9 protein-coding genes and 1 pseudogene are annotated in these 11,226 nt (G+C 61.4%); 9 read left to right on the top strand and 1 reads right to left on the bottom strand.

The genetic code is table 11. The features are described from left to right. Nucleotides 1-510: DnaJ domain-containing protein (locus GSM73_RS22925; protein ID WP_256677065.1), on the top strand; the 510-nt coding region annotated here is incomplete at its 5' end. Between the two features lie 42 nt (nt 511-552). Here the strand turns inward: GSM73_RS22925 and GSM73_RS22920 are convergent. Beyond that, complete coding sequence (locus GSM73_RS22920; protein ID WP_047228065.1) at nt 553-1,548, bottom strand: alpha/beta hydrolase family protein; 996 nt, start codon at nt 1,546-1,548, stop codon at nt 553-555. 74 nt (nt 1,549-1,622) lie between these two features. Between GSM73_RS22920 and GSM73_RS22915 the strand changes: the two genes are divergently transcribed. From GSM73_RS22915 to GSM73_RS27845, 8 genes and pseudogenes are all read left to right on the top strand, one after another. Further along, nucleotides 1,623-4,019, top strand: coding sequence for a PAS domain S-box protein (locus GSM73_RS22915; protein WP_160893916.1), 2,397 nt, complete (start codon nt 1,623-1,625; stop codon nt 4,017-4,019). Between the two features lie 137 nt (nt 4,020-4,156). Further along, nucleotides 4,157-4,786: a response regulator transcription factor gene (locus GSM73_RS22910; RefSeq protein WP_047228063.1), complete on the top strand. Its 630-nt coding sequence runs from the start codon at nt 4,157-4,159 to the stop codon at nt 4,784-4,786. A 346-nt stretch (nt 4,787-5,132) separates the two neighbouring features. Further along, nucleotides 5,133-6,257 carry an ABC transporter ATP-binding protein gene (locus GSM73_RS22905; RefSeq protein WP_047228062.1) on the top strand — a complete coding sequence of 375 codons (1,125 nt, stop codon included), beginning with the start codon at nt 5,133-5,135 and terminating at the stop codon, nt 6,255-6,257. Between the two features lie 49 nt (nt 6,258-6,306). Then, nucleotides 6,307-7,350 carry an ABC transporter substrate-binding protein gene (locus GSM73_RS22900; protein WP_047228061.1) on the top strand — a complete coding sequence of 348 codons (1,044 nt, stop codon included), beginning with the start codon at nt 6,307-6,309 and terminating at the stop codon, nt 7,348-7,350. 194 nt (nt 7,351-7,544) lie between these two features. Then, a complete protein-coding gene (locus GSM73_RS22895; RefSeq protein WP_047228060.1) occupies nt 7,545-8,792 on the top strand; it encodes an ABC transporter permease in 1,248 nt (415 codons plus the stop codon). A 12-nt stretch (nt 8,793-8,804) separates the two neighbouring features. Then, complete coding sequence (locus tag GSM73_RS22890) at nt 8,805-9,629, top strand: ABC transporter permease (protein WP_047228059.1); 825 nt, start codon at nt 8,805-8,807, stop codon at nt 9,627-9,629. Nucleotides 9,630-9,829: 200 nt separating this feature from the next. Then, nucleotides 9,830-10,978, top strand: a complete 1,149-nt coding sequence (locus GSM73_RS22885) for an iron-containing alcohol dehydrogenase (protein ID WP_047228058.1) — start codon at nt 9,830-9,832, stop codon at nt 10,976-10,978. A 78-nt stretch (nt 10,979-11,056) separates the two neighbouring features. After that, nucleotides 11,057-11,226: pseudogene (locus GSM73_RS27845) on the top strand (ribulose-phosphate 3-epimerase); the annotation flags it as partial.

The following is an 11,226-nucleotide window of genomic DNA, read 5'->3' as shown; positions in this document are numbered from 1 at the left end:
CGCGCGCTGGACCTGAGCGAGCCAGCGCAACGCCGGGCCGTCGCCGCATTCAACCGGGGCAAAACCGGAAACGACCATTTGCGCGGTTATTTGCGTCGCCTTGCGACCCAGCCCCATGCGGCTGAGGGTGTGCTGCGCGCCTGCTGGCGGATGGTCTGGGCCGACGGTCGCGCGGGCATAGCCGAGCGTGAGTTGCTTGCTCAGTGGGGCAAATGGCTGGGGTGGACGCCGCAACAGGTCCAGGCACTGGCGGCGGATTACGAACCACACAAACAGTCGTTGCCCAACAGCGGCGCGACCTATCAGGAGGCGTTACGCTTGCTGGGAGTTTCGGCCACCAGCGAGCCGTCGCAGATCAAGCGGGCTTATCGCCGTCTGCTCAGTCGTCACCACCCGGACAAGATTGCCGGCAGTGGGGCGACGCCGTTGCAAGTGCGTGACGCCACCGACAAGACCCGGGAGTTGCACAACGCCTATCGGTTGATCCGCGAGCGCCGGGACTTTCGCTAGAAGGGGATCGCCACGGTGGCTGGCTTGGGGCTTGTCTAAGCCTCACTCCCCCGGCTTCTGCGGGTTCAACCAACCCCGTACCCGACGAAACAGCTGTTCTTGCTGCGCCGATGAGTTGGGCACCGCTTTGAGTGACACCTGACTGAAGCTCGACCCTTTAAGACGCTTACTGGCCTGTAAACGCTCCAGCGCTGCATTGCGATCCTGAGCTTTGTCCATGTAGAAGATGTCGGCGGTGGCCAGTTTCAAGGTGGGAGTCAGTTCGGCCAGGGCGGGCTTGACTGCGAGCGGGGTCTGGGCGGCGACCATCACGAAACGCTCGATCTGCGAGGGCTGTTTTTCATTCAGGTAACGTGCCGCCCAATAGGCGCCGGTGCCGTGGCCCAGCAGAACAATACTGCGGGCGCCCTGCTGTTCGGCGTAGGCCAGTGCGGCATCGATGCGGGCAAAGATACGTTCGGCATCGGCCAGGAGGTGTTCCTCGCTGGTTTGGGCAACGACCGGATCTACAGCGTCAGCCTCGCCGCCCGCCACTTGTTCAATCGGTGCTGTGGTCGTGGCGTCCGGTGCCGCGCCAGCCACGTCGGCCGGTTTGGTCTCGGGCGGTGTTTCCACCACGCGCGGTGCGATGACGTCGCTTTGCAGGTCCGGCAGGGTGATACTCAGGCTGCTCCACTCGATATCCGGTAACTTTTTGCGCATCGGGCCGATCACTTGAGGCCAGTCAGCGGTTTCGCCGGCGCCGGGGACTATGATGACCGCACCCTTGGGTTCGCTGGTGTTGGCTGGTTTCCAGAGAGCCAGGAAGGTGTCGCTGCCGGTTTGTAGCTGTTGTTGCTCCTGGACCGGGATCTCCCGTTCAAGCGCTGTCGCTTCTTCCTCGCTGCGCTCGAGCAAAGGCGGACGCTCGACCGGTTTTTCCTCGGTGGCTTGATCCGCCGCCGCGGGGGCCGGTTCTTCAGCCTGTACAGAAAAGGCACTCGGCAGGATCAGCGACAGGCACAATGCTGGCAATGCCAGGCGATAAACAAAGGGCATCGGATATTCCATGACCAGAAGTATTTCCGGCAGCCTAATGGGTTGGTCAGTATTTGTCAGTGCATGAGACTTCGATGATGCGTTTTTGCTGCCTGTGGGTTATCGGCTGTTTATGGCTTCCCTTGATGGCGTGGGCCGCGCCCGCACCGTCGTTGACTGGGGTGCAACTGGACGCGGGCCAGCGACAATGGCTGCTCCAGCATCCGCAACTGCGCGTCGGCCTCGTGTTGCAGGCGCCCTATGCGCAATATGACCGGCGCTTGCAGCGTCTGTCCGGCACCAATGTCGAGCTGATGCAGTGGTTGGGCAAGGCGTTGAATGTCGAACTGACCTGGCGCAATTTCCAGGACGTGGTGCAGTTGGAAGCCGCGTTGCGCTCCGGTGAGGTGGATATTGCCCCAGGGCTGAGCCAGACCCCGGCCGGGCTGCGACTCTGGCGGTTTTCCGACCCCTACATGCGCGTGCCGCAATTGATCGTGGGCCAGAAGAAGGGCGCCGAAGGGGTCGAGCTGGAAAAGCTCGATGCTCAAGTGCGGGTGGCGGTGCGCATGCCCAGTACCACGGCCGATTATTTGCGTAGCAACTACCCGACGTTGAATCTTCAAGGCGTACCGTTGGAGCGTCAGGCGTTGCAACTGTTGTTGAGCCAGCAGGCCGGTTACGCGGTGGTCGATGAGGCGCAGTTGGGGCGACTGATGGTCGAACCTGAATTCGCCGGGCTGGTGGTCGTAGGCGATATCGGCCTGCCGCAACTGTTGCGCGTCGCCACTCGCCGGGATTGGCCTGAGTTGGCCGACATCATCGAGAGCGGTTTGCAGGCGATCCCGGCCAAGGAACTTGAGCAACTGCACAGTCGCTGGCTCAAGCCCAAATATCCACGTCTGACCGACACCCCGGGTTTCTGGCAAAACCTGACCCTGTTGCTGCTGGCCCTGCTCTTGAGCTGCGTGGCAATCGTGTTTTGGCAGCGCCGCGAGCAAAGGGCGCTGGAGCGGCGCCTGCGCAATGCGCGAAATGACATCGCCCAGCGGGCCGCCAGCGAGGAAGCCCTGCGCCTGACACAATTTTCCATCGACCAAAGCACTGTCGGCATTCTCTGGGTCAATTGGGATAGCCATGTACGGTATGCCAACCGCGCCGCCGAAATCATGCTGGGCTATGCGCCGGGCGCGATCATTGAACGCCCCTTGATCGACTTCGAACCGGGCCTGCACATGGATCGCTGGCTGAACCTGTGGAAACGCGCCCGGGCCAGCGAGGAGGGGCCACAGAGTTTCGAAACCGAATGCGTGCGGGCTGATGGAAGCATCCTTCCGGCCGATGTTTCCTTGAGCTTCCTGCGCTTTCGCGATGCCGAATACCTGGTGGTCTACATAAACGACGTCACCGAGCGCCGTCGCGCGCTGGCGGCGCTGCGCGAAAGCGAGGCGCGCTTGCAGGGGATCGCTGCCAACGTCCCGGGCCTGGTCTTTCGCCTGGAGCGGGCGCCGGTAACCGGGCAGATCGACTTTGCCTACATCAGTGAGGGTAGCGAAAGCCTCGTGGGGTATTCGCCCGCGACCCTGGCCCGTAGCGACACCGGCCTGCGCAGCCTCGTACACCCCCAGGATAAGGCCAGTTATCACCGCACTCAGGATCAGGCGCTGGACAGCGACAGCGACTGGTCGTGGCAGGGGCGCATCCTGACCCGCGAAGGCCGGGAGCGCTGGGCCGAGATCAAGGCCATTACCCGTCGTCTCGAAGACGGCGCTTACGTGTGGGACGGTATCGTCTGGGACATCACCGAAAGCAAGCGCATCGAACTGGAGCTGGCCAGCTCCAGGGAGCAACTGCGCGAATTGTCGGCGCACCTGGAGAGCGTGCGGGAAGAGGAAAAGGCGCGCATAGCTCGGGAAGTCCACGACGAGTTGGGGCAAATGTTGACCGTCTTGAAGCTGGAAACGTCCATGTGCGAACTGGCCTATGCGCAGCTCGACCCGGGCCTGCAAGAGCGGCTCAACAGCATGAAGCGCCTGATTGCCCAGTTGTTCCAGTTGGTGCGGGACGTGGCGACGGCATTGCGACCTCCGATCCTTGATGCGGGCATCGCCTCGGCCATCGAATGGCAGGCGCGGCGTTTCGAGGCGCGCACGCAGATCCCATGCCTGGTGCAGGTGCCGGACAATCTCCCGCCCTTGAGCGACGCCAAGGCCATCGGTCTGTTTCGAATTCTCCAGGAAGCGCTGACCAATGTGATGCGCCATGCTCAGGCGCATACTGTAGAACTGACGCTGGTGCAGGAAGACGACCAGCTTTGTCTGACGGTGAGCGACGACGGTGTAGGATTCGTTCCCGCCACGGGGCGGCCGACCTCCTTTGGTCTGGTCGGCATGCGGGAACGGGTGTTGATCATGGGCGGGCAGTTATCGTTGGAAAGTGAGCCAGGGGAGGGGACGACCCTGGCGGTGCGGGTACCGGTGAATGAGGCCTGATGATTTTTGTTTGGCTTGGCTTGGCTTGGCTGACGCTATCGCGAGCAGGCTCGCTCCCACATTGATTGAGATGCACACACGCACAACCCTGTGGGAGCGAGCCTGCTCGCGATGAGATTCTGAATCTGGAGAAAAACGTGATCCGTGTACTGGTAGCCGAAGACCACACCATCGTGCGCGAAGGCATCAAGCAGTTGATCGGCCTGGCGAAGGACCTGGTGGTCGTGGGGGAGGCGAGCAATGGCGAGCAATTGCTGGAGACCCTGCGGCATGTGCCCTGCGAAGTGGTGCTGTTGGATATCTCCATGCCTGGCGTCAATGGTCTGGAGGCGATCCCGCGGATCCGTGCGTTGAACAATCCGCCGGCCATCCTGGTGTTGTCGATGCACGACGAGGCGCAAATGGCGGCGCGCGCGCTGAAGGTCGGCGCCGCCGGCTACGCGACCAAGGACAGCGACCCGGCCTTGCTGCTCATGGCGATTCGCAAGGTCGCGGCTGGCGGACGTTACATCGACCCGGAACTGGCCGACCGCATGGTTTTCGAAGTGGGCCTGACCGACAGCCGACCGCTGCACTCGCTGCTGTCCGAGCGCGAATTCTCGGTCTTCGAGCGCCTGGCCCAAGGGGCCAACGTCAACGACATCGCCCAGCAATTGGCCCTGAGCAGCAAAACCATCAGCACTCACAAAGCGCGGCTGATGCAGAAACTCAACATCACTTCCTTGGCGGAACTGGTGAAGTATGCGATGGAGCATAGGTTGCTCTAGCATCCCCACGATTCCCTTGTGGGAGCGAGCCTGCTCGCGATGGCGGTGTGTCAGTCAACCACGATGCTGGTTGATCCGCCGCCATCGCGAGCAGGCTCGCTCCCACAGGGGCAGTGTGTCGGCATATCCATTTGCGACACGCCCCAACACCGCTTTTGTCCTTGCTTGCAGCTTGCAGCTCATAACTCACGACTGTCCTTATCCAATCCCGCCATCCTTGTAGGGAAATCCCTACACCGACTCTTCCATCCGGCTGAGGCGATTCTCTCCTGCGCCCCGATTTGCGCAGGCCCCAGGCTCCACTAGGCTTGATTCACAAGCAGTCATCAATACAAAAGGTGCGGGTATGAGCCAGGTCGATTCAAGCGCGGGGGCCAGTGATGTACTGGTCAGCTTTCGTGGTGTGCAAAAGAGCTACGACGGCGAGAACCTGATCGTCAAGGACCTCAACCTGGACATTCGCAAAGGCGAATTCCTGACTCTGCTCGGGCCGTCCGGTTCCGGCAAAACCACCAGCCTGATGATGCTCGCCGGGTTTGAAACACCCACTGCCGGTGAGATCCAGCTGGCCGGACGCTCCATCAACAACGTGCCGCCCCACAAGCGTGACATCGGCATGGTGTTCCAGAACTACGCTTTGTTCCCGCACATGACCGTTGCCGAGAACCTGGCCTTCCCGCTGACCGTGCGCGGCTTGAACAAAAGCGACGTGAGTGATCGGGTCAAGCGCGTCTTGAGCATGGTCCAGCTGGACACGTTTGCCCAACGCTACCCGGCACAGTTGTCCGGCGGCCAGCAACAGCGCGTGGCCCTGGCCCGGGCGCTGGTGTTCGAGCCGCAACTGGTGCTGATGGACGAACCCCTTGGCGCCCTGGACAAACAACTGCGTGAACACATGCAGATGGAGATCAAGCATCTGCATCAGCGCCTCGGTGTCACCGTGGTCTATGTGACTCACGACCAGGGCGAAGCCTTGACCATGTCCGACCGGGTAGCGGTGTTCCATCAAGGCGAAATCCAGCAGATTGCCCCGCCACGCACCCTCTACGAAGAGCCAAGGAACACCTTCGTCGCCAACTTCATCGGCGAGAACAACCGTCTCAACGGCCGCCTGCACAGCCAGACCGGCGATCGTTGCCTGGTGGAGCTGGGGCGTGGTGAAAAGGTCGAGGCCCTGGCGGTGAACGTCGGCAAACCCGGCGAGCCGGTGACCCTGTCGATCCGCCCGGAGCGGGTGAGCCTCAACGGCGCAAGCGAACAATGTGTCAACCGCTTCTCAGGGAGGGTGGCGGAATTCATCTATCTGGGCGACCACGTCCGGGTTCGCCTGGAGGTCTGTGGCAAGAATGACTTCTTCGTGAAACAACCGATTGCCGAACTCGATCCCGGGCTCGCTGTTGGGGACGTGGTTCCGCTTGGCTGGCAAGTCGAGCATGTGCGTGCGCTCGATCCCCTTCTAGAGGCGAATTGATCGCCCCCTGCTGTACCAACACCAACCCTGCACGTGGAGAGAACAATAAATGTTGAGATCCCTGAAGTTCACAGCCCTGACCCTGGGCATGATGGGTGCGGCAAGCGCGATGGCGGCGGGCCCGGACCTGACTGTGGTGTCTTTCGGTGGGGCGAACAAGGCGGCTCAGGCCAAAGCCTTCTACGCGCCGTGGGAAGCAGCCGGCAACGGCAAGATCATCGCTGGCGAATACAACGGTGAAATGGCCAAGGTCAAGGCCATGGTCGACACCAAGAGCGTTTCGTGGGACTTGGTGGAAGTCGAGTCCCCGGAGCTGTCCCGTGGTTGTGACGAAGACATGTTCGAGCAACTGGACCCGGCTCTGTTCGGCAAGGCCGAAGACTACGTCAAGGGCGCCATCCAGCCTTGCGGCGTGGGCTTCTTCGTGTGGTCCACCGTGCTGGCCTACAACGCCGACAAACTGAAAACCGCACCGACCAGTTGGGCGGATTTCTGGGACACCAAGCAATTCCCAGGCAAGCGTGGCCTGCGTAAAGGCGCCAAGTACACCCTGGAATTTGCCTTGATGGCCGACGGCGTCGCGCCGAAAGACGTGTACAAAGTGCTGGCCGGCAAAGATGGCCAGGATCGTGCCTTCAAGAAGCTCGACGAACTCAAGCCGAACATCCAGTGGTGGGAGGCCGGCGCCCAGCCGCCGCAGTACCTGGCTTCCGGTGACGTGGTCATGAGCTCGGCCTACAACGGTCGGATCGCCGCGGTGCAGAAGGAAAGCAACCTGAAAGTGGTGTGGAACGGCGGCATCTACGACTTCGACGCGTGGGCAATTCCACGCGGTCTGGACAAGACCCGCGCCGAAGCTGCGAAGAAATTCATCGCTTTCTCGGTGGCACCGCAGCAGCAAAAGATCTACTCGGAAAACATCGCCTACGGCCCGGCCAATACCCAGGCTGTACCGCTGTTGTCCAAGGATGTCTTGAAAGACATGCCGACCACCCCGGAAAACATCGCCAACCAGGTGCAGATCGACGTCAGCTTCTGGGCTGACAACGGTGAGCAACTGGAGCAGCGCTTCAACTCCTGGGCGGCGAAGTAACCGCTGACAGAGATCGTTCCCACGCTCCGCGTGGGAATGCCGCCCAGGACGCTTCGCGTCCTTTGTGACGCAGAGCGTCATTGGATGCATTCCCACGCGGAGCGTGGGAACGATCGGCTCAGAGGCCAACGTTTCAAAAGAACAGAAGCGGCACGCCGCTTCTGTAACGATCAAAAAGATTTGCGGAGTTCGCCATGGCCATCGCCGTTCCACTGAACGCGGGCACCAGCCCCACCCTGAAGCAACGGCTCAAGCGCGCCGAGCGGGTCAACCGCTGGAAGGCCCAGGCCTTGATCGCGCCGCTGGTGTTGTTTCTGTTGCTGGTGTTCCTGGTGCCAATCGTGGCGCTGCTGTTCAAAAGCGTCAGCAACCCGGAAGTGGTCAACGGCATGCCGCGCACTGTCGCCGCGGTCGCTGCCTGGGACGGACGTGGGTTGCCAGGCGAGCCAGTATACAAAGCCGCCAGCGAAGACCTGGCCGAAGCGCGCAAGAATCAGACCTTGGGCGATTTGTCCAAGCGCCTGAACATGGAGCTGGCCGGCTATCGCAGCCTGCTGACCAAGACCGCCCGTGCGCTGCCGTTCGCCACCGAGCCGGTTTCCTATAAAGAAGCGATGGAGAGCCTCGACGAACGCTGGGGGGATCCGGCGTATTGGCAGGTGATCCGCCGCAACACCAGTGATGTCACCCCGTATTACCTGCTGGCGGCCGTCGATCATCGCATTGATGATCTTGGCGAACTGGCTCCGGCCACCCCCGACCAGGCGATCTACCTGGATATTTTTGCCCGTACGTTCTGGATGGGCCTGGTGATTACCGCGATCTGCCTGGTGCTGGCCTATCCGTTGGCCTACCTGCTGGCGAACCTGCCGTCGCGCCAAAGCAACCTGCTGATGATTTTGGTGCTGTTGCCGTTCTGGACGTCGATCCTGGTGCGGGTGGCGGCGTGGATCGTGCTGCTGCAATCGGGCGGGCTGATCAACAGTGGCCTGATGGCCATGGGCATTATCGATAAGCCTCTGGAGTTGGTGTTCAACCGCGCCGGTGTCTACATCTCCATGGTCCATATCCTGCTGCCGTTCATGATCCTGCCGATTTACAGCGTGATGAAAGGCATCTCTCCGACTTACATGCGTGCGGCGATTTCCCTGGGCTGCCATCCGTTCGCCAGCTTCTGGCGCGTGTATTTCCCGCAGACCTATGCCGGTGTCGGCGCCGGTTGCCTGTTGGTGTTCATCCTCGCCATCGGCTACTACATCACTCCGGCGCTGCTGGGCAGCCCGAGCGATCAGATGGTCAGCTATTTTGTCGCGTTCTACACCAACACCAGCATCAACTGGGGTATGGCCACGGCGCTCGGCGGGTTGTTGTTGCTGGCAACCGTCGTGCTTTATCTGATTTACAACTGGCTGGTGGGCGCCAGCCGCCTGCGCCTGAGCTGAGGGGAGATTGAAATGCTGAGTCCTTACATGTCCCCCGTCGAGCGGGTGTGGTTCTACAGCTTGCGCATATTCTGCGGGCTGATCCTGTTGTTCCTGATCCTGCCGGTGCTGGTGATCATTCCATTGTCGTTCAACTCCGGCAGCTTCCTGGTGTACCCGTTGCAAGGCTTTTCGTTGCAGTGGTACCACGATTTCTTCGCTTCGGCGGAGTGGATGCGGGCGCTGAGGAACAGCGTCATCGTCGCCCCGGCGGCGACGGTACTGGCGATGGTCTTCGGCACCCTGGCGGCTATTGGCCTGACCCGTGGTGATTTCCCAGGCAAGGCGCTGGTGATGGCCCTGGTGATCTCGCCGATGGTGGTGCCGGTGGTGATCATCGGGGTGGCCAGTTACCTGTTCTTCGCGCCGCTGGGAATGGGCAACAGTTTCTTCTCGCTGATCGTGGTCCATGCCGTGCTGGGCGTGCCGTTCGTCATCATCACGGTATCGGCGACTCTGCAGGGCTTTAACTACAACCTGGTTCGGGCCGCCGCCAGCCTTGGGGCTTCGCCGTTGACGGCGTTTCGTCGAGTGACCTTGCCGTTGATCGCCCCGGGCGTGATCTCAGGCGCACTGTTCGCCTTCGCGACCTCGTTCGATGAAGTGGTGGTGACGCTGTTCCTGGCCGGTCCCGAGCAGGCAACTTTGCCAAGGCAGATGTTCAGCGGTATCCGCGAAAACCTAAGCCCCACCATCGCCGCCGCCGCGACGCTGCTGATCGCCTTTTCGGTGATCCTGTTGCTGACTCTGGAGTGGTTGCGAGGGCGTAGCGAGAAGCTGCGTACTGCGCAGGTCTGACGGTCAGTGTTGTACCCTGTGGGAGCGCCTGCTCGCGATAGCGGAGTGTCAGTCGATAAAAATGACGAATGTTCTACCGCTATCGCGAGCAGGCTCGCTCCCACAGGGGATTTGCGGTGTATTCATGGGCTGAATGGAAGACAACCTTAAATACCGAGCTATCCTTGTGCCAGCCCATACGCGAATAAGAGGCCGCGCACATGAGTCTTTCCTCATTCAAGATCGCCCACAAACTGATCACCGGTGCGGCTGCCATCGAGCAACTGGCGGCCGAGCTGACGCGGCTGGATGTCGATAACCCGCTGATCGTCACCGACGCTGCGCTGGTCAAGTCCGGCACCGTGGAGCTGGCGCTGCAGCATCTGGGCGGGCGCGACTACGAAATTTTCGACCGGGTCATGCCGGACCCGGAAATCGCCATCGTTGAAGACTGCATGCAGGCCTACCGTGACGGCGGCCATGATGGCTTGATCGGCCTGGGCGGCGGCAGTGCCATCGACATTGCCAAATGCGTGGGGGTCTACGCCGGTTACCACGGCGAGCTGCAGGATATGTTCGGGGTCGATCAGGTCCCGCGCAAAGGCGCGCCCATGATCGCCATCCCCACCACGGCCGGGACCGGCTCTGAAGTCACCAACGTGGCCATCCTCTCCGACAAGGCCGCGCAACTCAAGAAAGGTATCGTCAGCGATTATCTGCTGCCGGACGTGGCGCTGGTCAGCCCGCAGATGACCCTCACCTGTCCCCGGAGCGTGACCGCCGCCAGTGGCGTCGATGCACTGGTGCATGCCATCGAGTCCTACCTGTCGCTCAATGCCTCGCCGATCACCGATGCCTTGGCTATCGGCGCAATAAAACTGATCACCCGCGCCTTGCCCAAGGCCTACGCCAACCCCGCTCATTTGCAAGCTCGCGAAGACATGGCCACTGCAAGCCTGATGGCCGGCATGGCGTTCGGCAATGCCGGGGTCGGGGCGGTACATGCGCTGGCGTATCCGCTGGGGGGGCGCTTTCACGTGTCCCATGGTGTGGCAAACGCCTTGTTGCTGCCGTATGTCATGGCGTGGAACAAGATGGCTTGCGTCGAGCGCATGCGCGACATTGCCGAAGCCATGGGCATAAAGACCGCGCACCTGAGTGACCTTGAAGCCGCTGACGAAGCCGTGGAGGCCATGGTTGCGCTGTGTGCTGCCGTGGAAATCCCCCAGGGCCTGAGCAGCCTTGGGGTGACGGACGAAGTGATACCGTCCATGGCGGTGGAAGCAGCCGGGATCGAGCGACTGATGCGCAATAACCCACGCAAACTGAGCGCCAGCGATATCGAGAAGATCTACCGCGCGGCGTATTGATCGTCTGCCACGGTGGGCGCGCCAAATCTTGAGGTATACAATGCGCGCCATCGTGATTTCGCTCAAAACAGGTGCGTCATGCAGCCCTTCGCTATTGCTCCGTCGATTCTCTCCGCCGACTTCGCCCGCCTGGGCGAGGAAGTGGACAACGTTCTGGCCGCCGGCGCCGACATCGTGCACTTCGATGTCATGGACAACCATTACGTACCCAACCTGACCATCGGCCCGATGGTCTGCGCAGCGCTGCG

This window comes from Pseudomonas sp. PICF6 (assembly GCF_009831705.1).
Classification (GTDB): domain Bacteria; phylum Pseudomonadota; class Gammaproteobacteria; order Pseudomonadales; family Pseudomonadaceae; genus Aquipseudomonas; species Aquipseudomonas rhizophila.
The sequence above is the reverse complement of the archived record's forward strand: the minus strand, read 5'-3'. Positions and strand labels throughout refer to the sequence as shown.

Coding starts and splice junctions, on each gene's coding strand:
- GSM73_RS22920 (WP_047228065.1), bottom strand. CDS start 1,548: ATGCCCTTTGTTTATCGCCTGGCATTGCCAGCATTGTGCCTGTCGCTG.
- GSM73_RS22915 (WP_160893916.1), top strand. CDS start 1,623: ATGATGCGTTTTTGCTGCCTGTGGGTTATCGGCTGTTTATGGCTTCCC.
- GSM73_RS22905 (WP_047228062.1), top strand. CDS start 5,133: ATGAGCCAGGTCGATTCAAGCGCGGGGGCCAGTGATGTACTGGTCAGC.
- GSM73_RS22900 (WP_047228061.1), top strand. CDS start 6,307: ATGTTGAGATCCCTGAAGTTCACAGCCCTGACCCTGGGCATGATGGGT.
- GSM73_RS22895 (WP_047228060.1), top strand. CDS start 7,545: ATGGCCATCGCCGTTCCACTGAACGCGGGCACCAGCCCCACCCTGAAG.
- GSM73_RS22890 (WP_047228059.1), top strand. CDS start 8,805: ATGCTGAGTCCTTACATGTCCCCCGTCGAGCGGGTGTGGTTCTACAGC.
- GSM73_RS22885 (WP_047228058.1), top strand. CDS start 9,830: ATGAGTCTTTCCTCATTCAAGATCGCCCACAAACTGATCACCGGTGCG.